14 protein-coding genes are annotated in these 26,260 nt (G+C 36.7%); 11 read left to right on the top strand and 3 right to left on the bottom strand.

What is annotated here, in order from left to right:
* Window positions 1–132 precede the first annotated feature (132 nt).
* The 5 genes from QMO11_RS06655 (at window position 133) to QMO11_RS06635 (ending at window position 4,163) form a co-directional block, all read left to right on the top strand.
* Window positions 133–900 (top strand): hypothetical protein, encoded by a 768-nt coding sequence (locus QMO11_RS06655; RefSeq protein ID WP_282036578.1) that lies wholly within the window; start codon window positions 133–135, stop codon window positions 898–900.
* 395 nt (window positions 901–1,295) lie between these two features.
* Window positions 1,296–1,847 carry a hypothetical protein gene (locus QMO11_RS06650; RefSeq protein WP_282036577.1) on the top strand — a complete coding sequence of 184 codons (552 nt, stop codon included), beginning with the start codon at window positions 1,296–1,298 and terminating at the stop codon, window positions 1,845–1,847.
* 93 nt (window positions 1,848–1,940) lie between these two features.
* Complete coding sequence (locus tag QMO11_RS06645) at window positions 1,941–2,408, top strand: hypothetical protein (protein ID WP_282036576.1); 468 nt, start codon at window positions 1,941–1,943, stop codon at window positions 2,406–2,408.
* An 11-nt stretch (window positions 2,409–2,419) separates the two neighbouring features.
* Window positions 2,420–2,854: an SH3 domain-containing protein gene (locus QMO11_RS06640; RefSeq protein WP_282036575.1), complete on the top strand. Its 435-nt coding sequence runs from the start codon at window positions 2,420–2,422 to the stop codon at window positions 2,852–2,854.
* Between the two features lie 274 nt (window positions 2,855–3,128).
* Complete coding sequence (locus QMO11_RS06635) at window positions 3,129–4,163, top strand: T9SS type A sorting domain-containing protein (protein WP_282036574.1); 1,035 nt, start codon at window positions 3,129–3,131, stop codon at window positions 4,161–4,163.
* A gap of 384 nt (window positions 4,164–4,547) precedes the next feature.
* On the opposite strand, the gene QMO11_RS06630 is transcribed toward QMO11_RS06635, so the two are convergent.
* Window positions 4,548–5,246 (bottom strand): 4'-phosphopantetheinyl transferase family protein, encoded by a 699-nt coding sequence (locus QMO11_RS06630; RefSeq protein WP_282036573.1) that lies wholly within the window; start codon window positions 5,244–5,246, stop codon window positions 4,548–4,550.
* 68 nt (window positions 5,247–5,314) lie between these two features.
* A complete protein-coding gene (locus QMO11_RS06625) occupies window positions 5,315–12,541 on the bottom strand; it encodes a type I polyketide synthase (RefSeq protein WP_282036572.1) in 7,227 nt (2,408 codons plus the stop codon).
* 1,692 nt (window positions 12,542–14,233) lie between these two features.
* On the opposite strand from QMO11_RS06625, the gene QMO11_RS06620 reads away from it, so the two are divergent.
* The 4 genes from QMO11_RS06620 (at window position 14,234) to QMO11_RS06605 (ending at window position 20,047) form a co-directional block, all read left to right on the top strand.
* Window positions 14,234–15,268 carry a hypothetical protein gene (locus QMO11_RS06620; RefSeq protein ID WP_282036571.1) on the top strand — a complete coding sequence of 345 codons (1,035 nt, stop codon included), beginning with the start codon at window positions 14,234–14,236 and terminating at the stop codon, window positions 15,266–15,268.
* Window positions 15,265–17,547 carry a hypothetical protein gene (locus QMO11_RS06615; RefSeq protein ID WP_282036570.1) on the top strand — a complete coding sequence of 761 codons (2,283 nt, stop codon included), beginning with the start codon at window positions 15,265–15,267 and terminating at the stop codon, window positions 17,545–17,547. Before QMO11_RS06620 ends, QMO11_RS06615 begins: the two co-directional genes overlap by 4 nt.
* Window positions 17,548–17,744: 197 nt before the next feature.
* On the top strand, window positions 17,745–18,749 hold the full coding sequence (locus QMO11_RS06610) for a GntR family transcriptional regulator (protein WP_282036569.1): 1,005 nt from the start codon (window positions 17,745–17,747) through the stop codon (window positions 18,747–18,749).
* Between the two features lie 248 nt (window positions 18,750–18,997).
* Window positions 18,998–20,047, top strand: a complete 1,050-nt coding sequence (locus QMO11_RS06605; protein ID WP_068473392.1) for a UDP-glucose--hexose-1-phosphate uridylyltransferase — start codon at window positions 18,998–19,000, stop codon at window positions 20,045–20,047.
* A gap of 65 nt (window positions 20,048–20,112) precedes the next feature.
* Here QMO11_RS06605 and QMO11_RS06600 read toward each other — a convergent pair whose 3' ends face one another.
* Window positions 20,113–21,804 carry an alpha-amylase family glycosyl hydrolase gene (locus tag QMO11_RS06600; RefSeq protein WP_282036568.1) on the bottom strand — a complete coding sequence of 564 codons (1,692 nt, stop codon included), beginning with the start codon at window positions 21,802–21,804 and terminating at the stop codon, window positions 20,113–20,115.
* Between the two features lie 186 nt (window positions 21,805–21,990).
* On the opposite strand from QMO11_RS06600, the gene QMO11_RS06595 reads away from it, so the two are divergent.
* Complete coding sequence (locus QMO11_RS06595) at window positions 21,991–24,963, top strand: TolB family protein (protein WP_282036567.1); 2,973 nt, start codon at window positions 21,991–21,993, stop codon at window positions 24,961–24,963.
* Window positions 24,964–25,207: 244 nt separating this feature from the next.
* Window positions 25,208–26,257 (top strand): nucleoid-associated protein, encoded by a 1,050-nt coding sequence (locus QMO11_RS06590; RefSeq protein WP_068473400.1) that lies wholly within the window; start codon window positions 25,208–25,210, stop codon window positions 26,255–26,257.
* Window positions 26,258–26,260 lie beyond the last annotated feature (3 nt).

The following is a 26,260-nucleotide window of genomic DNA, read 5'->3' as shown; positions in this document are numbered from 1 at the left end:
GGGTTTCTTTTATCCAAAACTAGTACTATGCAAAAACAAATTCTCAGCTATTACACCCTCGTTCGGCATTAATTGACAAAACTTGCAAATGGGCTTACCTTATACGGTATGTATTCACTTAATAGTAATATCATGAAAAAGATGTCGTTTATTTTAATTGCTTTTATGTTGCTTTTGCCACTTATAGAAGCTCAGAACACCACCATACACCATTACCGAAAAGTGGCTCCCGATAACATGAAAGAATTTTTACATAGAGCCGAAACCTATTGGAAGGTATTTGCCGAAAAAGAAATAGAAAAAGGAAACCTTTTGTTTTTTGCTGTACTCGTTAAGGTTGGCGGGAATGAGGATATTCAGCATTCGCCCAATGTTTTAATAATAACCTCCGTTAAAGATATCGATAACGAAATTAAATGGATGGAGGTAAAGGATTTATTCCCCGATGTACCTATGGAAGACATTCAGGTGCACTCCTTAAGCACACGGGTTTCGAGTATTTATTTACGAGATTTGGACAACCATATACAAGGAAGTTCAGTTAATCCGGATACCGACTTTAAGTACGCCAAGTTTAATTATTTCAACTCCACAGACACCTGGAAACACCTTACATTTGAAGCCGAAGTTTGGAAACCGATGCTTAAAAAAGCGATGGACGATGGAAAAGCAACCATGAAGGGCTGGGGGCATTCCCTTATCCTAGCCCCTGAAACGCCAACATTTCAGTACGGTAGCGTTTCGTACGATTTGTTTTCTTCAATTAAAGATGCCTATGGCGATTTGTTTACCGATGATGTTGAAATGCCCGAAGGAATTTGGGATGATTATATAGCCAACAACCCCAAGCCCAAAGCAACTTACCTGTTTAAAATAATTACCGTTGTTTCGGCCAATTAGCCATTACTAAAATACCAGAGCCGTAACTTAAAAGTGCGGCTCTTTTTTTACACCAAATCAAATCTAGCAATACTTCCTAAGTATTATGATGAGGGGCTTCCCCTGCGGGGCGCGCTTTTCGCTATATCTTTTTATCGCCATTGAGGGCTCAAAAAAGGATGCCGCTGCAATCGCTAAGCCGGGCAAGGCATAAACCATACAGCCGCTAGTGCTTCCTTAGCAGGTCTATTTAGTTTCTATTTAAATACCATATGCCAATGCATTAAGTAACATATTACAAAAGCAAATAACTTTTTATTTTCTACTTTCACACAGGAAAATACCCAGACTAACTATTATGTGGTTATAAATTGCGATTTAGGGAAATTAGCGCCTATCATAAATAGATTATAAAAATGAATAAGAAAAATATAAGCTTTGATGGTATAAATTTGTACATAACACTAGAAAGCGAAGTTAAGAAATGGGTTAGAATTGTGCTTGTCTCAGCTAATATTGCAATTTATTCCTTAATTATTTATGGTATGCTTAGTATCCCAGAAGATGAAATAAATACCTTCATATTGCCAATCTTCGGATTCTCAGCAATTATCTTCTTTACCCTCACTTGGACTACAGTCTGGAATATATTTGGCAAAGAACAATTAACAATTAATCATAAATCCTTTAATTCTCAAAAATCATATGGTTTTTTTCAAACCAACATAAAGACAATAAAAACAGAATATGGTATTTCGCTGAGTTTTGAAGATGAATTCTCTTATGACGAGAAACAGCTAGGAGCAATTCATTTTTACAAATACACCGAGATTTATCTTTCTGAATTTATTTATAAAACAACAATTAAAACAGATATAAAAACCTTCGAAGAAATTAACTCAGTACTGGAAAATATTTATAATAAAGTTGACACTGTGGAATTGACAAAAGAAATTAATTTAAACTAAAATTGCACATAACACATTGCCATGCTGCATGGTGGGTTTAGTGGTGCACAAGTGTGGATTAGTAGTAAATTTATAAATTATATAGAAAAAGAGATGAAAAGAGGAATCTTACTAAATATAGTTTTACTATGTATTTTTAATACTGTAATTTTTGCGCAGTCTAACTTTAATAATTTTTTAGAATCATTTAAAGAGTATAAATGGGAGGAGCTTATAGGTCCTTCTGAGTATCTTACTACTCAGGATACAATTAATTACGAGTATGCAAACAAAAATATGTGGCATGAGCATCGGACAATAAGAAGGGAAACTAAAGGATTATCATATGCTACATCAGCACTTCATATTAGAATAAAAGGGGGACAGTACGCTATGTACCATCATGGATTTCATGGATTATATGATAACGGTATAAAGATGTCGGATGGATTTGTTAAATACAATTTGTACACCATTGGAAAGGTATATTTATCTGACAGTATTGTCTTATTAATACTTAAATACAATTATTATGATCCAGAGGATATGGTTCTTCAATTGAAGCATTCACATTTAGGTTAGCAGATGAGCAAATGGTATCAGCAATCAATCTTAATGAAATAGCACAAACATTTGTAGAGAAGGATATGACAATAACTTCTTATGAGTCTTATGATGTTCCAACAGATGATCTAGAATACGATGAAGGTTATATTAGATATAAGTGTAAAAAAGTTTATGCGATTGATGATGATGGTTATTTTAACCAAATTCTTTTCGAAGAGATTGAAAAAGAAGGGGCTTTATATTTAGCAAAAGTGAACGACCTTGATGGGTGGACAAATGTGCGCGAATATCCTAATATTAATTCGGATATTATTTATAAAGCGATTCATGGCAAATATGTTTATGTTGAGAAATTAAAAGACTCAGATTGGTGTAGAATTCTATCTTATAAAGAATCAACGGACAATAAAAAAACTGGTGGGTATATTCATTTAAGTAGGGTTAAAAAAGTAAATATGTAATTTCTGTTAATCATAGCACCGCAGTAATAAAGTATAAGTTCGGTATAAGGTCTTGCTTGTTGTATCTGTACAAAACTTATATTTTCAGCATTTTTATTTAGTTGGCCAGAGGCCTGATGAAAACATTGAAGCAAGGTTTGTTCGGTAGCAATCGTATAGAAAAAAACTTGTATTTCAGGATTTACTTTATATTTAACCATCGTTATATCAAAAGTAGAGTACCTATTTAAACTAAAAATCAATATTTTATTAAAAAAATTTAAACCTCAAACTAATGAAACAACTTTACATTTTAAGTATGCTAGTTCTTGCAAGTCTTGTTGCCGAGGCACAGTATACAATAGGGCAAACCACAACCGGAATGACTCAAAATATATATGGGCAGGGGTTTAATCCTTCTGTTCAAGGGTATGGGTCCGGAGATATAATTAGCGACGATAAGGTTTCTATGGTAAACCTTAAATTTATGCTTGATGATACACCTCCCGAAGTACTCTATATTTATGAGACAATGCCGCAAGATGAAGCGAGTTTGATGAATGGCTCTGATGGTAAAATAATAGCTCAAAGTCATAGTTTTAAACAAGAATCATATTGGTATACTGAATATAAATTCGAAGGTTTAACACTATCAAAGGATAAAGAATATTATGCTCTGTTTCAACAAGTAGTTGTGTGTGAAGTTGGAGGTGGAAGTTACAGTGGTGGATCTATTTATAGGGTAGCTACAGATGGTAATTTTAACACAACGGATTATGCTAATGCTAAGTTTTTGGCTTCGTTTGAAGCAGTAAATAATTCAATGGCAGCCATAACTCATTTTAGTGTAGCCTCACAGCTTGGTGCAACAGAAATTGATAGTGATGCAAAAACAATTCATATGTTGGTTGAAGCGGGTAGCGATTTATCGTCAATATCAGTAAGTAACCTACAGTTTACAGAAGGGGCTATGTGCACACCAACTCAGCAAGAGTATGACTTTTCGAGCGGACCTGTAAGTTTAACACTAACATCTCCTGATAATACAACAAGTGTATGGAAGGTGTCAGTCTCTCTAAGTGAGTCTACTAATTATAAAAATCAGGTTAATACAGAATTATCGATCTCGCCTAATCCAACAAGTGGAGATGTAATTATTGTAAGCACTAATAATACAGGACTTATTGAGGTATATAATATGACTGGTAGCAAAGTAAAAACAATAGTTTTACAGGGAGTTACCACCAAAGCCAACATTAGTGATTTACCTAAAGGCATATATATGTTTATTGAAGATGGTAAAAAAGCCATTAAAATTGTAAAGAAATAACACAATTATATCATTATAAGGCGCTCTATAATTTAATTTATAGGGCGTTTCTTGTTTTTATAATAGAGGCCAGATGCTTGATGAAAACTAAGCGCGACGCTTGTTTCCCAATAGTTTGTGCTTGCTAAGCTATGCTTCGGGTATAGGTAGGCATTGCTACATGCTTGGTAAGTGATTGCTTGATGCTTGGTAAGGCTTGCTCCGGGATAGGGTAAGGCTTGCTCGGGGTATAGGTAAGCTTTGCTTTGGGCTTGGTGAGCTTTGCTCAGGGTATGGGTAGGCTTGCCCGACCTATATTTATTGGCTTTTAAGAGCTATAGCAATAGTATTAAAACTACACTTAAAAGTAAGGTTGCCATTAATTGGCTATTTTATTTTGAACTATCAGATATAGTTACTTATTACAACATTAGTATTAAGTGGTAAACAGATGCACCAAAATGTGTTATTGTTAATGAAGATTAGAGCTTTGTATTGTGTAAAATTTTTGAACGTGAATATATTGTAATCATTGCAAATTGATATTTTGTCGATTTCCATGATTTTTAAAGGACTTGTTAGTCCTGTTTGGAGGCATTTAGAGAGTGCTTCTTTAGCAATCCATAATTGCAAATGCACATTATCTGATAGGTAAGTTTTGCCAATGCTTAACTCGTTATATGTAAATTGGCTTTTAGTAATATCTTGAAAGTTATGGTTGTTATCTTCGATGTCAATTGCCATTGGATGTGCTTTTGGAAAAACCAAGGCGTAAACCATACTCTTTGAATGAGATATTGAGCATTCCCAATTTATTAGATCAGGGTGGCATAATATGGGTTGTCCAAATATGCCTTTGTTGATTAAAACATCAGTCATTGAAATATTAAATACCTTTTGAATAATGTACTTTACTGCCCAACGCCCGTGGATGAAATTAGTTTTACTACTTAATTTAAGTTCTTGATATAATAAGGTTTCCTTGGTATGTAATACTTCTTTTACATTAAGTTTTTCAGAAGATATGTTGAATTGAAAAGAGAAGGCATTATTGTAGTGTTTACCAGAACGGTATAGAGAAAATTGTTTTATCGTTTTATCCATTATTATTACTGGTTTAAAAACAAAGGGGTCAATCAATTGACCCCTTTGACATTGTTTGACTTTAATTTTTACACAAGTTCTTTAATTAAACTCTTTTCAAGAGTTTCCATTATAAAGTCCTTATTTCTTGATAAAAACCAGTGGTCTCCATTAAGTGTATGCATCTTAAAGTTATTATCGGTATGGCGTGCCCATGGTTTCATTTCTTCAGGTAACACCACCTCATCTTCTTTAGCTGCAAAAGCCGTAATTGGCCACTCAAAGTTTTTCTTGTCTTCGTATTCGTAACCCATAATTAGCTCCATATCCTTACGCATAATAGGTAATATTTGACGTACAAAATTTTCATCGTCGATGTACGACATTAATCCCATTAGTTTTGCTTCTGAATTTGTTTCATCTGCTGTTTCATGAATCGTATCACGATCGTTACGCCATGTTGGGGTTAAATGCGCAGATATTGTTCCAGATACAAAGAAGTGCTCAGGATGCAAGTTATGTTTCTCTCTTAAGCGATGTTGCAACTCATATGCTAAAATACCTCCGAAACTGTGTCCGTAAAAAGCAAATGGTTTATCGAGATAAGGTAGAATTTGACGCTCTAAGGCATCTATTACATCAAAGAATTCTGTAATATTTGCTTCATCTTTTCGATTTTCACGTCCAGGTAACTGTACTGCAAATACATCAATCTCTGGGTTTAATTCGTACATGAAGTGATTGTACATTGAGGCACCTGCACCTACTGGGTGAAAACAGAATATTCGCATATTGGCATTGTCTTCGCGTTTACGGTGTACAAACCATTTATCGCCAAGGATTTCTAAATCTTCTGTTTCTTCAATTCCAGAAATGTCTGTGGCTACTTCTGGTGCATTAGATGTTGACTCTTGTGCTTCATTAGCGAAACCTAAAAGTAAATCATTGGCTAATTCTATTAACGAAGGACCTTTTGCAATCTTCATTAACGGGTAGTTCACTTCTAATTTTTGCGAAATCCAGTTTCTAACCTGATTTTGCATTAACGAATCCAATCCCATTTTTGACATTGGTGTTGGTATATCAATTTTATCAGGAGAAGTTCCTAATATTTTTGCCAATGCGTTACGCAATTGTTCTTGTAAAAATTCAGCTTGTGTATCAGCACTTGTTGCCAATACCTGATCTTTTAACGAACCACCTGCACCAGCGCTATCACTAGCATCAGAATTCATTAACTCAGCAAAGCGATTATCTGTTGCTAATTGTGGGAAGAAATCCTTAAAACGTTTAAAATCAAGATTAGCCACCATTCGTTGTGTACTTCTCTGAAGAATAATTTTAGAGAAGGTTTCTCTAATTTGTTTTAAGGTTAACATTGTCCAACCCTGTGCTTCTAACACGTCAATAACCTGACCACCATCTTTCGACATTCCTGCATATTCGCCCAAAACACCTAAGTTTACTGAGTTACCAGCCATGCCTAATGATTGACGGTAAGTTGCTAATCGATCTAAGAAATTATTTGCCGATGAATAGTTTGCCTGTCCAGGTAAACCAAATACTGCAGATATTGAAGAGAACGATAAGAAGAAATCCATCTGATGATCTAACGATGCTTTATGAAGCGCCCAAGCACCCATTGCTTTAGGGTTATAAACACGCATAAACCTATCTGCATCTAAATTAGGCATTGTACAGTCATCTAACACAGCAGCAGAATGTACCAAACCTTTTATAGGAAACGCAACGCTATCGAATATTGATTTTAGAGCCGTCTCGTCGGTAATATCTACTTTTGGTAGCTGAACTTTTACATTTAGCGATTCCATGTAAGCAATTACTTTACGGTCGTAATCTGATTTTGCTCCAGAGCGGGATAATAAGATTAATTCTCCAGCGCCGTTTTCGGCCATCCATTTAGCTACTTGTAATCCAAAACCAGAAGCACCTCCTGATATTACGTATGCTGCATTGTTCTTAAACTGCAACTCATGAGGAGGCATAACATCTACCAACTCGTCGCCCATGGTTACAACTACTTTACCAATATGACCTACTTTTGATAGGTATTTTAATGCGGCACCAGCCTCAGCAACTGGGAATAACTGTAATGGGTGACCTGTTACTTTTTCCTCACTAAAAAGAGAAGTTACTTCAGCATATAAACGTTTCGCCAACTTTTTCTTTTGAGCCATTAAACGGTCTAAATCGACTACGTGGAATGAGATATTCTCACCAAAGCGTTTTAATGGTAATTTGCTATTGTCGTAAATATCTGCTTTACCTACCTCAACAAAAGTTCCAAATGGTGCCAAACATTTAAACGATTGGGTAATGGCTTTACCCGTTAATGAGTTTAAGACGATATCAACTCCTTTACCATTGGTATCTGCCATTATTTGATCGGCAAATTCTAATGTTCGTGAGTTGTAAATATTTTTTATACCTAGTTCGCGTAAATATTCACGTTTCTCGTCGCTACCTGCTGTGGCATAAATTTCAGCCCCAGCTAACTGTGCTAGTTGAATGGCTGCAATTCCTAAGCCACCAGTTGCGGCATGAATTAAGACTTTATCGCCTTTTTCCATATGCGCTAAGTGATTTAATCCGTAGTGTGCAGTTAAGAAAACAACGGATAAACTTGAAGCCAATTCGTGTGAGATATTAGTTGGTTTCTTTACAACGCAATGTGCAGGAGCTGTTGTAAGACCTGCTAAACAATTCGCAGCCCAAGCAATAACCTCGTCGCCTACTTTTAGGTCAGTAACATTTTTGCCCAAAGCTGTAATAACACCCGAACATTCTAGGCCAAGTGCTGAACCAGCAACACCACCAGCTACCGCTTCTTCTGATAAAATGCCCATGCCATTTACTACATCCTTAAAGTTAAGGCCAGCAGCACGAACGGCAATTTGTACTTCACCTTCTTTTGGTGCTTCAGTATTAAATGCACGTAATGCTAAACTATCCAACATTCCGTTTTCTTGCACTTCGGCACGATACGGTGTCCCGGATGCTTTTTGTTTTGTTGCAGCACGTGAATCTACAGTTTCACCATCTACAGCAACTAAACGACGCAATAATACGTCTTCGCCTCGGAATGCAAATTCAGTATCTTCTTCTTTGCTCTCTTGCGGTGTTAATATAGCAGAAACCAATTGCTTCGTTTCTTCAGATGTAGCATTTACACTTAAATCAGCAATGCGAACAGGTAAAAGAGGGAATTCATTTTTAGATACTCTTCCCATACCATAAATAGCAGCTTGTGCTAATTCAATACTTGTGTCGTTTGCTGTTACTTTTTCAGCACCACGTGTTACTAACCAAAGGTTATTGGTTAAATCGAGACCACCAGCAGTACGCAATAAATTTAAAGTACGCATGCAGAAGTCTTCTTGCGCCTTGCTAAATACTTCTAAACTATCAGAGGCATCAGTAGATAAATCGTTAGCCCATAAATATACTATTTGAGAGAAATCGCCTACGTGTTTAAATAATGCAGAGAAATCTTCTTGTAGTAAGGGGTTAATGCTGTAATTATTGTTGTTCTGTTTTTCAAAAGAAGTACCTGCATGTACTTCTACAATCTCAGCTCCTGCAACTTCAAGTTGAGTTGCAATAGATTTGTACAATTCTGATTGATCAGCAAAAATAATGTACTTACCAGTTGCCTTTTCGGGTGCTACAAATGCTTCTTCAGGATTAATCCATTGATATTCGAAACATGGTTTGTAAATCTCATGTTTACTTTCGCCACGAGATCCTTCAATGTACTTACCTTTAAAGCCTTGAATTTCGGCTACTAATGTTCCATCGGTATTAAAAACTTGGAAATCGCCACACACATATGCATCAGATGCTTCTGTTACAGTAACATGTGTAAATACTTTTTTGCCAGGTTTGGCAAACACTTTAAAACGATCGATTCCTACAGGTAAGTAAATTCCTCGTTTGGCATCTTGTTCATTCTTTTTTGCTGCAAATATGGTATGTAAACAAGCATCCAATACAGCAGGATGAATATTATATCGCTCTACGCCATACTCTATGGATTCGTGTAAAGTAACCTCTGAAAGAACTTCATCTTTACTGGTCCAAAGTCCGGTAATTGCACGGAAAGCATCACCGTATAATAAGCCTGCCCCTTTTAATTCATTATATAAAGGAACAATCGGCATACGACGATTTACACGAGCAATAACTTCTTCTAAGTTTGCTGCTTCAGAGTAGAATTGATCCCCTAAGGCATTTATCTTACCTCGCGAATGTTGTGTCCACTCAGCATCTTCTTGATTTCTAGGCTTAGTTGAAATAACGTAATCACCTTCTAATGAAGATATCTCTAAACGAACATGTGGCATCTCACCATCATCCGGAAGAAATAAGGCATTTTCGAAACGAATATCTTCTAGAAATCCAAAGTTATCAGCAAATGAAGCTTTACCTGCTGCTGTTGCAATTTCTAGGTGACCTGTTCCTGGAAAGATAATTACATCATCTACTTGGTGATCTAAAATATAAGGTTCTTCATTTTTATCTAACTGTATATCCCAAATGAAATTCCCTTTGTCTACATTTGAGTCTACTACACCGTTTAACATTGGGTGTATTTTTGTGCCAATACGCTTTGCTTTGTGTTCTTCTGTTTCGAACCAGAAAACTTCTTTTTGCCAAGTATAAGTTGGAACTTCTACTTTATGAGTTGCACCAGGACAAGCTTTAGCCCAATTAATTGGGTAATTTAGTGTATACAGTAAACCTAAGTTTTGCATAAACACTTGTTTCTCGGCCTCTTTACGACGAATTGATGCTACCAAGGCGCCATCAACTTTTGCGTTCTTTAATAAATCAACAACACCAGAAGCTAATACCGGGTGAGGGGCAATTTCTACAAATGTGTTAAATCCATCTTGTATCATTGCACTAACAGCATCTGTAAAGTAAACAGACTCGCGAACATTGGAATACCAATACTCTGAAACAAGGTGAGTTCCATCTTCTTGTTTACCAGTTACAGTAGAGTATAACGATTTGTTTGCCTTTGATGGTACAATATGGCGTAAGTCTGAAATTAATTCATCTTTTAGCGGTTCCATGTAGTGCGAGTGGAAAGGTACGTTCACACGTAAGAATCGGTGAAATATATCACGACTATCCAAACGTGCTGCAATTTCTTCCAATGGAGCTACATCTCCTGAAAAGGTTAACATTGTAGGCCCATTTATTGCGGCTATAGAAACACAGTGCTCTACACCAACAATTTCTTTTCGGGCTTCTTCTACAGTTAAAGCTGCAGCTAACATTTTTCCTTTACCTGTTGCTTTATCTTGACCACGAGAGCGATTAAAAATAACATCTACAGCTTGCTCTAGCGTTAATGCGCCTGATGTGTATGCAGCTGCTACCTCACCAATTGAGTGACCAACTACTCCCTCAGGAACAACACCAACTGATTTCCAAAGCTCCATTAACCCTATTTGGATTGCCATAATTGCAGGCTGTGCAATACGTGTTTCCGAAATACGAGAATCCTCTTCTGACTTTGATATTTCCTCAAGTAAAGACCAATCGGCTAGTTTTGAAAGAATCTTATCGATTCTATTAATCACATCTTGAAAAATAGGCTCAGAATTAATTAACTGACGCCCCATGGCAAACCACTGTGGTCCTTGTCCTGAAAATATGAATCCTACTTTTGGTTTGATACCTTGATCTTCGGCAACAACCATTCCTGGACGACTTTCATCATTTAAATAAGCCTCTAAAGCTTCAATTAAGTCTTCTTTACTTGCTACTGCAATGGTTAAACGATGCGTTAAGTTAGAACGCGTTTGTCCCAAGCTATAGCAAATATTCTGAAGGCTCTCCGTTGTTGCGTTTAAGAACTCAATATGCGCTTCTGCCATTTTGCGCAATGCTGAAGTATTCTGTGCAGAGATTGCGTATAATGAAATATCAGGCTCATGTGAAACTGATTCATCACGTTCTACCTTATTACTTTTGGGTTCATAGGCTTCAAGTACTGCATGGGCATTAGTTCCTCCAGCACCAAAAGAGTTTATTCCTCCTATTACTTTCTCCGATGGCCAATCCATAAGTTGTGTTGGCACTTTTAATTTCCATTCGTCAAACTTAATGGCCGGATTAGGATTGTTAAAGTGTAGGTTTTGTGGAATTTGACGGTTCTTAATTGATAAGGCCAACTTAATAATACCTGCAATACCTGCGGCAGCTTCTAAGTGACCCATGTTAGATTTTACAGAACCTATAATTAATGGGTTATTTGTATCGCGATTCTCAGCAAATACCTGACTGAATGCACTTGTTTCAATCGGATCGCCAACTTTTGTTCCTGTTCCGTGTGCTTCAACAAATCCTACGGTTGAAGGGTCTACACCTGCATTTTTATATGCTTGGTGTAACATACTAGCCTGAGCAGTTGGGTTTGGAACTGTAAAGCCGTCCTCTGTATATCCATCAGAATTAACAGCGGTACCTTTTATTGTTGCATAAACATCATCGCCATCAGCAATTGCTTTAGATAATGGTTTTAACATGATTACACCAACACCTTCGGAGCGTACATAGCCGTTACCGCTTGCATCAAATGATTTACAATAACCATCGGGACATAAGAAGTTACCTTTTGACATCATTAATGATGATTCAGGACGAATTATTAAATTGACTCCTCCTGCTAAGGCATAGTCTGATTCTCCGTTCCAAATTGCATTACAAGCCAAATGTACACCTACTAATGACGAAGAACATGCTGTATCTAATGTCATTGAAGGCCCTTTTAAATCGTATTGCCATGATAGACGGTTCGCTATTGAGGTTAAGGAAACTCCCATAGGAACATGTGGGCTTACATGGTTACGTTGGGCCTGAGATGCCTGAATGTCCCAATAATCGTTCATAAATACACCCATGTAAACAGCGGTGTTTGATCCTTTGAAGTTTTCTAACTTCATTCCTGCATCTTCCATTGCATTATAAGTTGCTTCTAAAAGCAATCTTTGTTGAGGATCAATTCTCTCTGCAGTTTTAGGAAAGATATTGAAGAATTCAGCGTCGAACTTATCTATGTCTTTGATAAATCCTCCTTTTTTTTGTTTAATCTTACCTGCTTTATCAGGATTAGGATCGTAAAATTCTTCGTTACTCCAGCGATCAGATGGCACATCTACAATGCCATTAAATCCCGATTTTAAAGCTTCCCAGAATTCTTTTGGTGAATTTACATCGCCTGGCAAACGGCAGCCGATACCAACAATTGCTATTGGTTCTTTTTTTTGATCAAAATGGTTCATTTAATTAATTAGTTAATGGTTTACTTTAATCTCTTTATTCAATATTATAGCAAGAATAAGACTATATAAACAAAGGTGCGTTTGTATAGTAAGAGTATTATGTTTTTAATTTTGAGTGATATTATGATATGCAGCCTAGTCGTGTTGACTTAGAGCCTAATATCTTTAAATTACTTTATGAATTGGCAAATTTGAATGAGAATTCTAAAGTAGGAATGATTCAATCTTCTCTGAATGTAGAAGATTCTGTTAAATAGTTGTGGATGTGTTAAGTCAAACATAGTATATAAAAGGTTGTGTTGTCAATAGATGACAGGTTTTAATTATGTTAAAAATTTTTATTATAACACTATATGATATGGAAATGTAAAGTTATGTTTTTTTTATGATAATTATAGGATTATTAAATATAGAATGTAGGAATGGTTGGTGTGTTATAACTAATGTTTTGATAATTATATTATTGGAAATACTATAAAATTGACATTTCCATTCAGTATAGCTTTAATGCTATTGCCCCCTATAAGGCTATGGGGTTTGCTCATTACTTACCAGCGGTATCTACGCTGCCCTAAATTCGCGCGATGGGAAGAAGATTTAGAAAGCAAAAAGTGATTAAGTAATAAGGCGAGCAAAGAAAATTTTAGTTGAGATAATAAATTCTTTTCCCAAGCTAATTATTGATTAGGTTATGATGGCGACTCATTCTTTTTTCACTAACGATGTTAAAAATCATCAATTATAGAATGGGTAGTAGAGGATTTTTTGAAAAATTGAGATAAAGCAGAAAATAACATCTATTGTGGTAAAGAGGGGCTTTATATAAAATTCGTATGTGAAGAACAGAATTTCACTCTTGAACAGTTTCACTACTACGAACAATTCTTCTATAATATCTGCCAATCCTTAGATAGTAAAACATACTACAAGAGCTTTGTAGGCGTAGCATCTAAAAATAAATTTTATAGAGAGAATGGTCTACTTGATATAAACTTTTACAATGCTCTATTTATAGAAGAGTCTTTTTTTTATAGATGTTTAACTCCTAAATCGGTATATGGCAAATGGCATACTAAGGAGCAATTGTTGTAAGCACTCTTTTATAGTATTAAGGAGTTAACCGATGAAGTATTAGAAATAATAGAGTTTCAGCATCCTATTGATATTACCAATACACAACACATAGAGAATATGCGAAGCTTACAAACCTTCTTAAGTGAGCACAATACTTATCTTGAGGATTAGTGATTTACCAATAATTATCTGTTCTCCCCCCCTCAGCGTAGCACCTCAGTAACAAAGTGTAAGTTCGGCATAGTATCTCGTTATTCCGAGGTACGAAGGAATCTTAAGTCGACAACAATAAATAAGAAAAACCAAAAGCAAAAAAAAAACAGGCATTACAGCTAAGCTTGAGATCGCTTCCTTCGTTGCGATGACGCAATATCGGAGCAGCCGCATCAACCAAGGCTCCCTAAGAGTCACGCTCGCTATATAAAGCCATTCGGGTATAGGTAAGCCTTGCTTTGGGCTTGGTAAGACTTGCTCCGGGATAGGATAGGCTTGCCCGACCTATATTTATTGGCTTCCGTAAAAAACTTAAACCCTATTGTATGGACTAGAAACTACCTTAATTAGCAATCAAAACGGTACTTTTGTATTCCGTAAACAGATTACTGATTTGCCATAAAAATGAAGAATACAAAAAAGCAGCACTTTAAGTTATTAAGTTATAGTTTACTATTTATAGTGCTTGGGGTTTCGTGCCAGCAAAACACCGAACCGCAAATTGCCTTTTACCATTGGAAAGCCAATGCCGAACATTCTGCTGTGGTGGATGAGGCCATGAAACAGTCGGCCAGCGATAAGGTGTACCTACATTATTTCGATGTTGATGTGGCCAAATCAAGTCCGACTGAAGGTGATCAATTTGAACCCGTTTATTTAATTAACAAGGTTGATTCTGCCTACCAAAATTACAATATTATACCCGTTATATTTATTGTAAACCAAGTAATCCGAGAGTTGAAAAATGAGGGTGTTCAAACACTGAGTGAGCGTATTACTCAGCTTGTAAACGAAATTAGCACGCATCATTTCAATACACCCATTAAGCACCTGCAAGTTGATTGCGATTGGACGGCAGCAACACGCCATCAATATTTTGCCCTACTAGAATTGTTAAAGCAGCATTTTGATGTGAGTGTAACCATCCGTTTGCACCAAGTAAAGTATCCCGATAGAACGGGAGTGCCCCCAGTAAAGTCGGGAGCCTTAATGTTATACAATATGGGCGATCTCCGTAATTTTACCGAGAATTCCATATTAGAATCAAACATAGTGGCCGATTATATTAATACAAATAGCACTTATCCGCTTCAATTAGATTTGGCCTTACCACTCTTCTCGCAGATTGTATTGAAAAGTAATTCGGGCAAAATCAACCTAGTAAAAGATTGTAATCGCACCTTGTTCGAGAGCCAAATACATCAGTTTAAGCAGCTCAGTAAACACGTATTCGAGGTGCAAAAAGACACTTTATTCAGCGGCTTTTATCTGCGCAAAAGCAATCAAATTAAGTTGGAAGAAAGCACCGAAGCCGAAATCATAAAATCCTATCAGATTATTAAAAACAGTCAGCTCTCTATTAACGAAATTATCTTCTATCACCTAGATAGTACTACTTTAAGCAACATTAACTTTAAAAGTATTTTACAACAATTATGAGAAAGTTACTTACCACACTTTGCCTTAATGTTATCATTATAAACCAACTGCTGGCTTGCGGTGGCGGCTGGTCAGAGAGTTACTATTGTTATCATTTATTCGATCAGAAATTAATGGCCGACGAAAGCTATTTTCCATTTCTAGAGAAGGATTCATATGCCAGTTGGGGCTATCAATATGCCAATTCGCCCATAAAGGCCAATGTAAAATTATGGCAGCAAAGTTTAGATACCTGGTCGGTGGCTGATATTCATACCGCTTTAACCACCGATACCAGTGCAGTATTCGAGGGTTTATGGAAAAACAAGAATTCGGCTTACGAGCAAAAGGCTTACACTTACATGTCGCTTGCACGTGAGTGTTCCGAGGCCTACAAAAGTCGTTCTTACAATCCTTGGCGCTATCGTGCAGATGATGAAGCACCACAAACTGATTTTAGCGAACTTAGTGAGCGAACCATGTTGTTGTATAGTCAAGAAACCGACGCTACCCTTAAGTTGCGCTATGCCTATCAGGTGATCCGTAATTTTCATTACGCCAAGCAATACAACGAAGCCGTTGTCTTTTTTAATGACAAGGTGCGCGATAACAGCAAGAAGAATGAAATATACTATTACATACTCGATCAGGTGGCGGGCTGTTATTATTCTTTAGAGCAGTTTGAGCAAGCGGCCTATTACTTTATTCAGGTATTTAATAACAGTGTTGATAGACGAACTTCTGCTTATAGTAGTTACCGTTTTTGTACCCGAAATGGGAGCGAGGGTAAGTCTTTGTTTATAACCCCCGACGATGAGGCGGCCTATATCACCTTAAAAGCCATTCAGTCCTATTCGAGCGATTACGAGTACCTCGATGAAATGCTAAAAGCCGATGCACAAAATAAAAAACTAGAGCTGCTTTTTGTGCGAAGCATATATCAGTTAGAGCGTAACTCGTATAAACGTAAGATCGGACTTAAGTCTGAAACTTTGCTTTACCGTAATGATGAGGAGAGTCGACCTGATTTAGAGAAGTTATTGAGCATTTCTGATCAGATGCTTCAATTAAGTGCGAACAATCGCAAGGATTTTTGGAACCTATGCACCTCCTATCTTCAATTTATAAATGGCAATATTTCTGTGGCCAATGCGCAATTGGCAAAAGTGTCAGCTGCCTCTGAATACGCCCAACAAGTATCAGAACTCAAGCAAATTTATACCGTCTTAGCTTGGGATAAAATGGATGCAACACACGAAACCTATCTTAAAGGGATAGCTGGCGATAAGCTTCATGGAGGAGAGCTGCTTTCCTTTATTAAGGAATACATTGGTCATTTGTATTATAAGCAAGGCGATATTGCCAAATCGTTTTTGGTTCACAATCGCTTGGATAATTTAAAAGATATTTCGTCCATCGATTTATTAAACAATATGGATGATTTTTTGCAGAAATCTGATAAAACGCCTTTCGAAAAGCTCTTGCTTAAAAATGCCTCAAGCAAGCCAGATATAGAGAGTCAATTGGCCGAGGTACGCCACTTTAAAGGCCTGTATTACCTGAACCATGGCGATCCTGTGCAAGCCAAAGCGCACTTCGATGCAAAATCTACACAAGGTATTATTTCAGCCAAGGTTTTTAGTAATAACATTAAGGAGTGCTTTTATTGCGATGATGATTTAATGGAAGATGAGGTATATAAAGCCTCGTGTTTTTCGTTTATAGAGCCTGAGTTTACCTTTTACGATTTAAGCGATAACCTGATAAAGTTGGATTCTTTAACCCATGATCCGGCTATCTGGAAACAAAAACTAGCTTATTATCTGTTGGGTAATTATTATTTTAATGTTTCTAACACGGGTTATTATCGAGGTTTACAAAAGCAATATAGAAACGCGTATTATAATAATGGCATCAAAAATAGTAAGGATTTAGATTTATCAAGTCCCAATAAAGTCGGTTATAACCTCGATGGTTTTAGTTTCGGTAGCAATAAGCGAATATACTATGCCTTGGCCGATACAGCCTATAATTATTACAACAAGGTGATTGATTTATCCACTGATAAGGAACTCAATGCCCGTTGTTCCTACTTAATGGCCAAATGCGAACTCAATCATCTTTACAATAACAACCAATCGCGCTCCTATGGATATGGCTATTACGATGGCGCACTCAACAATGAAACAAGCGACTATAAAAAAGGCTTTAAACGCTTGAAAGACGATTATGCCGACACCCAATTTTACGGCCGAATTATAAAAGAATGTAGTTTCTTTAATTACTATACTACACAATAGATTATTTTCATTCTCAATAAAACATCACAAGCCTAATTCTTTGTTGGATTGGGCTTTGTGATGTTTAGGTTTTGCTGTTTTATAGCTGTAGAAGTCTTTTTCTAGAAGCTTTCTTTTCAAATCTTGTCAGCCTTACTATTCACATATTACTATTATTTGTTTTACATTTGCAACTAGTATGTACTGGTAGGTAAAATATGGTTAAAAAGATAATAAAGATTACTTCAGAGCACTCGCAGGCAAAGTATCGTCAGATAATACAATCGGTAATAAATGCCATTGGCGAAGGGCTTTTAACAAAGGGAGATAAGGTTCCATCCATTAATGAAATAGCCAACGAGTATAATTTATCTCGCGATACGGTTATGCTAGCGTTTAACGAACTAAAAGCACGTGGTATTCTGGGAGCAGTGCCGGGCAAAGGCTACTTTGTTGAGAGTGCCAACATCAGTATTGAAAAAAAAGTATTGCTATTATTCGATGAGTTAAACTCGTTTAAAGAAGAGTTGTATAATGCTTTTATCGAGAATTTGCCCGATGATACGCAGGTAGATATTTACTTTCATCACTTCGATTCTAATGTATTTACATCTTTAATAAAAGAGCGCGTAGGTAAATATTCAGCTTATGTAATAATGCCTGCAAACTTAACCAATATACTACCCGTAATTCAGCTTTTACCAAAAGATAAAGTTTATGTAATTGATAGAAAATTGGATGAACTTCAGGGGTATCCAGTAATTTATCAGTCGTTTGATGAGGATATGTATTGTGGCTTAGAGGCCGGATCAGAAATCCTTCAAAAATACCAGAAACTAATATTAGTATATCCAGGAGGTAAAGAGCCTAAAGGATTCTTAACAGGCTTTGGTCGATTCTGTGCCGATTATAATTTCCCGCACGAGGTTTACGATCAGCTAAAAGATAAACCCATAAACAAGGGCGATGTATTTATTTTACCTAACGATAGGATGTTGATTCGCCTGGTAAAACGATGTTGGGAGCAAAAGCTTGCCATAGGAACTGATGTAGGTATCATCTCAATTAATGAATCAGCCCTAAAAGAAGTGGTGGCAAATGGTATTTCAACCATCTCAACAGATTTTAAGTTAATGGGAAAAACTCTTGCTGATTTTGTTGAGAATAATAAATCTGGCGAAGTGAAAAATGTTTCACGATTTATGCAACGTTTATCCTTATAAATATAATTTCTTCAGTAATTACGAATTCAGTTTTAGGCTGATAATCATACATCCCCAAATTTAGTGTTTGTACTAAAACAGAATGTTTATAAACAGAGTATCTTATTGTATGAAAACTTTCTACTTTAAAAAAAATATGTACTTTTGCCTACCAGTACCTACCAGTTAATTATTGAGGGTATGATTTAGGTATTTTACAATATTTAGATAAAATAAGAAGAAAGAAAATTACTAAATGAATTAATGATATGGCAAAGTTTAATATGGAGGATCATCCTCATAGAAGATTAAATGTATTGACAGGAGAGTGGGTTTTATGTTCTCCACACCGTGCTAAAAGACCTTGGCAAGGACAAGTTGAAAAACTTAACGTAGCTAAGTTACCAGAGTATGATGATAAGTGTTACTTATGTCCGGGTAACGAACGTATTGGTGGCCATATGAACCCAAAATATACAGAGCCATTTGTATTTGTAAACGATTTTTCTGCTTTATTAAACGATACTCCAGAAGGAGGCGAGCAAAGCGAAGATGGTTTATTCCAATCGAAAAGTGAAAGTGGTATTTGTAAAGTAATTTGTTTTTCTCCACGTCACGATTTAACTATTCCAGAAATGGAAGTTTCAGAGATTAAAAAAGTAGTTGATCTTTGGGCTAATGAGTATAAAGAAATTGGTTCAAACGACTTTGTGAAGTTTGTGCAGATTTTTGAAAATAAAGGAAGCGTAATGGGATGTAGTAATCCACATCCACACGGTCAAATTTGGTCGTCGAGCTCAATTCCAAACGAGCCTGCTAAAGAGCAAGAGCGTATGTTGGAGTATTACAACAAAAACGGTAGAAGCTTGTTAGGTGATTACGTTAAAGCTGAGTTAGATAAAAAAGATAGAGTTCTTTTTGAGAACGAGCATTTTGTAGGTATTGTTCCTTATTGGGCAGTTTGGCCATTTGAGGCTATGATTGTTAGTAAGCGTCATGTAACTAACCTTACAGAATTAACAGAAGAAGAAAAAGAGGCATTTGCAGCAGCTTACAAAGAGTTAACTGTGATGTACGATAACCTTTTTGAGGTATCATTCCCTTATTCGGCAGGATTGCACCAAGCACCTACCGATGGCGAAGAGCATCCAGAGTGGCATTTGCATATGCACTTTTATCCACCATTGTTGCGTTCAGCTACAGTGAAGAAGTTTATGGTAGGATATGAAATGTTGGGTAATCCTCAGCGTGACATTACTGCTGAAACTAGCGCCCAAAGGCTTAGAGACCTTCCAAAGGTACATTATAAGCAAAAGTAGTTTTTTGGTTTTAGAATGAAGAGCTTGTTTTGGTAGACAAGCTCTTTTTTTTGCTTTATATTCTGTTAACTCAATTCGTAAATCCTTCCTGAGTACGGCTTTAGTCGTAACCCAGCTCCATTGGTAATGGCTACTTCCTGCGGGAAACTAATAATGTTTTCGCCACCTAATAGGTCGATGCCTTTAAAATATTTTTTACTTTCCATACCCATGCTGAAAAAGGCATGTGCCGGTATTTTAACTCTACACTTTAATTTTTCATCAGAAAAGTTTACCACTATTAAAAGTATCTTTCCCTTAAAATAGCGCAGAAAGGCAAATATTTTATCCCCATCAAAACTCGGATTATCTTCGTTATACCACATCAAATCGTATAACTGACCCTGAGTAATTGCTTCGTGGTTTTTTATGGTATTTATGAAATGAATATGCCAGGCACGTAAATCAGCAGCTGCATCACTTAATAATCCGCCATCAAACTTTTTATCATTCACCCAGTTTTGGTATTGCTCCACACCCCAATAATCGAAAATTGTGGTTCTTCCATCTTCGCCACTAAAGCCCTCTTTATCCATGCCAGCTTCTCCAAGCTCCTGACCAAAATAAAGCATTAATGGGTTGGTGTACATACACCCTGATACTATCATTGCAGGAATTCCTTTTTTAGCATCGCCTGCAAAAAACGGAGAAGCAATGCGTTGTTCATCATGGTTCTCAAGAAAGAACAACATGTGTTGTTGAATACCTGTTACCGAATCCCATGCTTTAGTAATACTGTTTGGTTTAGCATGGCCTTGCATAACGGCTTTTAAACTATCATAAACCCCAACTTTATCGTACAAAAAGTCGAATCCGCCATGTGTAATAAATTGGCGGTAAAGGTCGGGATTGTATACTTCTGCAATAAAGATAATATGCGGATATTTATCTTTTACTTTTGGAATTACCCAATGCCAGAATTCAACCGGAACCATTTCGGCCATATCGCATCTAAAGCCATCCACTTTTTTATTAGCCCAAAAAAGCAAAATTTCGAGCATGCGTTCCCAAGTGTTTGGGATCGGCTCAAAGTGTTTGCTATTGCCATTAAAAATATCAACTCCGTAATTCAGTTTAATCGTTTCGTACCAGTCGTTAATGGTTGGCTTGTTGCTCATGCAATCATTGCCAGTTACCTTGGCCGGTTTTTCTATATAATGTTCATGCTCGTTTATCCCACTAATTGGACTACTAAAAGGTTCTGTTGGTAAATAGTAGAAGTTATTGTTGGCATTAAAGTTAGTGTCCGTATTGTCTGCCTCTCCAAACTCTTTAGTGTCTTTGGGTTTGGCATCTGAATTATATTGGCGTGCTAAATGGTTGGGTACAAAATCAATAATTGTTTTTAAGCCAGACTCCTGTGTGCGATTTATTAAGGCCTCAAATTCCTGCATTCTATTGGGTACATCCTCTGCTAAATCGGGGTTTATATCATAATAATCTTTAATGGCGTAGGGCGATCCTGCTTTACCTTTTACAACTTCGGGGAAATCCTTACTAATACCAAAGTGGCTATAATCAGTCTGAAGCGCATGTTCAATCACGCCAGTGTACCATATATGGGTAGTACCAAGTTGTTTGATTTTTTCTAATGCTTTTGGGGTGAAATCGTTTAATTTGCCGCAGCCATTTTCTTCATACGAACCATTAAACTTTCTAGTTCTATTGGTGTTTCCAAACAAACGAGGTAGTACTTGGTAAATAATAATTTTTGTCATGCAGATTTTATTTACATCATTATACAATAGGTAATTATTTGCGTTTTAGCTAAAACAAGTACCCTAAATAAAGTGTATGCTCAAAGGAAAATAATAAATTTGAACGCTGTTGATATTGTTAACAGTAAGCAATGCTTAAATTCAATTCTAAATTAATTGAAATTACTGAATATGCCTTTTTTTAAGATGAAAAAATACCTTTTAATTTTTGCACTACTCCTTGCAACAAATATTAAAGCGCAATATTATGTTGCCGGTACTGACCCTGCGAGCATAAAGTGGAGTAAAATTGAAACGGAACATTTTAAGTTAATATTTTCAGAAAAGTACGAAGTTAAGGCTCAGTATATCGCCAATTTATTAGAAGAGGTCTATAAATATGGAGGAGAATCCCTAAATCATTCGCCAAAGAAGATCAGTGTTGTGCTGCATAACGAAACCTCTTATTCAAATGGCTTTGTAACATGGGCGCCTAAGCGTATGGAATTGTTCACAGCTCCCAATCAGCGTATGCATGCGCAAGAGTGGTTGCAACAATTGGCCATGCACGAGTTTAGGCATGTAGTTCAGATTGACAAATTGAATACGAGCTTTACAAAGTTTTTATCCTATGTTTTGGGTGAGCAGGCTGTTGGTGGAGTGCTCGGCTTATATGTTCCCCTATGGTTTTTAGAAGGAGATGCTGTAGTGGCAGAAACGGCTTTGTCGCAGTCCGGACGAGGACGCTTGCCTTGGTTTGAACAGGGTATGCGTGCTCAAATAATGGATAAAAAGCTTTACTCTTACGAGAAGGCCAGCTTTGGCTCCTATAAAGACTATGTGCCTAATCATTACGAAATGGGCTATCAGTTTGTTGCGGGTGCTAGAGCTAAGTATGGGACCGATATTTGGGAGAAAGCACTTTTAAATACTGGGCGCAATCCGTTTGTAATACCTTTTAATCAAGGACAGAAAAAAGAATCGGGTATTAATAAAGTAGCTCTTTATAAGGATGTATTTAATGATCTGAAATCCCAATGGGCTCATCAAGATTCCATAGCGCTAAAAGTACAATATTACCCAGTTACAAGTATCGATAAAAGCTTTGTGAGTTTTAGATACCCCCATGTAATAAATGATAGTTTAACAATTGCCGAGTTAAGCGGTCCGGGCGAAGTGCGTCGTTTTGTTGGTATCAAACCCAGTGGTGCTTATGAAACGGTTTACATCCCCGGAAGTAGATCAACAGAACCTTTCTCTGTAAGTGGAAATACAATTTGTTGGGCCGAGCTTATACCAGATGCCCGATGGGAGCATCGTTATTATTCAGTTATTAAAACCTATAATATACTTACCAAAAAACTCAATAGAGTAACCCATAAAACCAATTATTTTGCACCTGCGCTTTCGCGCGATGAACAAAAAATAGCCTTGGTAAAAACAAGCTATAACAATGAATATTCTCTTGCCATAATTGATGCCAATACAGGAGCAGAATTACATACCTATTCCTACGGTAATAATGATTTTATCTATACACCGCAATGGAACGATAAGGGCGATAAAATTGTTAGCGTGGTATTGGGCGAAGAAGGTAAATCAATTGTAGAGTTAGATGTAAAAACGGGTAAATGGAATGCTGTTTTAAACGCCGGGTATACTGAGGTTTCTTTACCACGTTATAATGGTAACGATATTGTATTTACAGGTTCATACTCAGGCTTAGAAGAAATATATAGTTTAACGCCTACTGGAGCAGTAAAACAACTTACCCAATCGAAGTTTGGAGCCAATAGTGCTGTAGTTTTCAAAAATAGTTTAGTTTATAGTAATTATACTGCCGATGGCTATCAGGTGGTTAAAGCCGATGAGGGGAATTTACTGAATAAGCCTTTGGACGATGTGCAAAACCATTCAGTAGCGCTTTACGAAACCATAAGCGAGCAAGAAAAGGGGCAACCAAACTTTGCAGATTCTTTAATGAATCAGCAGAACTACGATGTGAAAAAATACTCTAAGTGGAATTTGTTTAATGTGCATAGTTGGGCTCCGGCTAATTTAAATCCTGTGGATGCTGAACTAACAATGGGGGTGTCTGCTATGTCGCAAAACCTATTGGGTAGTGCCGTATCGTCAATAGGCTATAATGCCGATCCTCAAATGAGCAGAGAAAAGTATTATTTCAATTTTCAGTACCGCGGGTGGTATCCAATAATTGACTTTACCATAAATCATGGCGATGACAAGATTTTTTATGATGAGACTGCTTTGTATGCTGGGGCTGTTGATACCTTCGCACTTAAGGCAGATACTAAGCGGTATCAAACTCAAATAAAATTAGGGTCTTATATTCCTATTAATCTAACTAAAGGACGTTTCAGTAATTTATTACAACCATCATTTCATTATAATTTCATAAATCAATCAGCTTACGATGTTGATCGAATTACCTATACCCAAACGCCACAGGGATGGGCGCCATCTCAAACCACAACAATACATACTCCCGAGCTTAATTATCACAACCTAGAGTATGGCTTATACTACCATCATTTAAGGAGAAGGTCAGTTAGAGATGTGACTACACGGTGGGGACAGCTTATTGAATTAAAATATGCACATACTCCATTTGGTAATTACGATGCGGGAAGTATATTAGGGCTTCGCACACGCTTGTATTTCCCAGGTATATTGAAACACCATGCCATTAGAGTTGACAATAACTACCAATATAAATTAGTGGGAGAGGAGATTAGTAGTGATGAATCTATTGTTGCCCAAAATGTAAAATATGGAGATTTATATAATTATCCGCGAGGCTATACACGAGGAACCAACGATAGAATGTATTCCTTTAAAGGAGATTATATCTTCCCCTTAATCAATCCCGATTTAACGGTTCCGGGCGTAATGTACCTAAAGCGAATTACCACAAACTTATTTTACGATTATTCCAATACCGAGGAAGATGTGGTTTTTAAAAACAACCAGCAATCCCTCGTGTATAGTCAAAACTTCCAATCTACAGGGCTTGAGATGAGGGGAGAATTCCACTTTTTCAGATTTCTATTTCCGGTAACTTTAGGTTATCGCTATGCGCGATTAATTACTACAAACCAAAATAGCCATGAGTTTTTAATGGGTGTTGCCTTATCGGGCATAGCAACAGGTAAGGAGTAAGCTTATTTGTTGGCTGAGCTGCGCAAATTTGCGCATAAGGCATACGCAACTTGTATCACGGGTATGCGACACTTTGTAATACGGGTGTGCGACACTTTGCATCTAAGTAAGGCGCAAAATTGCGTATAGGGCATACGCAAAATTGCGCCTTACTTAGCTTATAGTCTAAAATCGAACTATTGACTTAGTATGCCACAAAAAACATATTATATTTGCACTTTCATTGCCAAAAAATAATATTTAAATGATAGATTTTTCACAAGCTAAAATAGAGCAATTAGTAGTACACCAAATAGGATGTAGAGCAGAAGCAGAACCATTACGTTTTTCAAAAGATGTAATGCATTTGCAAGATGAGGAGATGGTTACTGATGTGTTGTTAAATTATTTCTTTAAACCATTTAAAGAGGATGCTTATTTTAATTTCTATCATTCCGAGGCTTTGGAATTAAACCCTGTTTATACTACCTCAGAGCATTTATTCGATAATTCAGCAGAGTTTTACGATGCCTCTGTGCGATTGGCAGAGTTGTTATACGAAAATTCAAATCATCCTAAAATTAGAGGCGGCGAGTTTTATGTAGCCATGTTCAGCAATGTAATTGTTGATGGTGAATTACTCGATACCATTGGTATATTTAAATCAGAGAACAAAGAAACCTTTTTAAAAGTATATTTAAAAGAAGATAACTTTGAGCTAGGAGCGCAAGAGGGTATTAACATTAAAAAGCTCGATAAAGGTTGTTTGATATTTAATACCGAAAAGGAGCAAGGCTTTAAAATTTGCTCGGTTGATAATATCAATAAGGGTAACGAAGCCCGTTTTTGGGTCGATGACTTTTTAGGACTGCAGCCTCGCGAAGACAACTATTACTTTACTAAAAACTATATGGATATCTGCAAAGGTTTTGTGGAGAACGTTTACAATAAAGAGAACGATGTGCCGCGTGCCGACCAGATAGATATGCTGAATCGCTCTATGGATTTCTTTGATAAGAAAGATAGCTTTAGCGAAGAGAATTTTGAGTACGAGGTGATGAATCAGCCCGAGGTGATTGATGCGTTTAAAGATTACAAAGAATCTTACCTGCAAGAAAACCCAATGCCAATGGTTGAGGAGTTTGATATTTCAAAAAGTGCAGTAAAAGGTCAGAAGAGTACTTTTAAATCCATATTAAAATTAGATAAAAACTTTCACGTATACATTCATGGCCGTCGCGATTATATCGAAGGAGGTTATGATCAAAAGCGCGGTTTAAATTATTACACCCTGTATTACGAAGTTGAAGATTAATAG

The sequence above is a fragment of the Saccharicrinis aurantiacus genome (assembly GCF_947489045.1).
Classification (GTDB): Bacteria; Bacteroidota; Bacteroidia; order Bacteroidales; family Marinilabiliaceae; genus Saccharicrinis; species Saccharicrinis aurantiacus.
The sequence above is the reverse complement of the archived record's forward strand: the minus strand, read 5'-3'. Positions and strand labels throughout refer to the sequence as shown.

Coding starts and splice junctions, on each gene's coding strand:
- QMO11_RS06655 (WP_282036578.1), top strand. CDS start 133: ATGAAAAAGATGTCGTTTATTTTAATTGCTTTTATGTTGCTTTTGCCA.
- QMO11_RS06650 (WP_282036577.1), top strand. CDS start 1,296: ATGAATAAGAAAAATATAAGCTTTGATGGTATAAATTTGTACATAACA.
- QMO11_RS06645 (WP_282036576.1), top strand. CDS start 1,941: ATGAAAAGAGGAATCTTACTAAATATAGTTTTACTATGTATTTTTAAT.
- QMO11_RS06640 (WP_282036575.1), top strand. CDS start 2,420: ATGGTATCAGCAATCAATCTTAATGAAATAGCACAAACATTTGTAGAG.
- QMO11_RS06635 (WP_282036574.1), top strand. CDS start 3,129: ATGAAACAACTTTACATTTTAAGTATGCTAGTTCTTGCAAGTCTTGTT.
- QMO11_RS06630 (WP_282036573.1), bottom strand. CDS start 5,246: ATGGATAAAACGATAAAACAATTTTCTCTATACCGTTCTGGTAAACAC.
- QMO11_RS06625 (WP_282036572.1), bottom strand. CDS start 12,541: ATGAACCATTTTGATCAAAAAAAAGAACCAATAGCAATTGTTGGTATC.
- QMO11_RS06620 (WP_282036571.1), top strand. CDS start 14,234: ATGAAGAATACAAAAAAGCAGCACTTTAAGTTATTAAGTTATAGTTTA.
- QMO11_RS06615 (WP_282036570.1), top strand. CDS start 15,265: ATGAGAAAGTTACTTACCACACTTTGCCTTAATGTTATCATTATAAAC.
- QMO11_RS06610 (WP_282036569.1), top strand. CDS start 17,745: ATGGTTAAAAAGATAATAAAGATTACTTCAGAGCACTCGCAGGCAAAG.
- QMO11_RS06605 (WP_068473392.1), top strand. CDS start 18,998: ATGGCAAAGTTTAATATGGAGGATCATCCTCATAGAAGATTAAATGTA.
- QMO11_RS06600 (WP_282036568.1), bottom strand. CDS start 21,804: ATGACAAAAATTATTATTTACCAAGTACTACCTCGTTTGTTTGGAAAC.
- QMO11_RS06595 (WP_282036567.1), top strand. CDS start 21,991: ATGAAAAAATACCTTTTAATTTTTGCACTACTCCTTGCAACAAATATT.
- QMO11_RS06590 (WP_068473400.1), top strand. CDS start 25,208: ATGATAGATTTTTCACAAGCTAAAATAGAGCAATTAGTAGTACACCAA.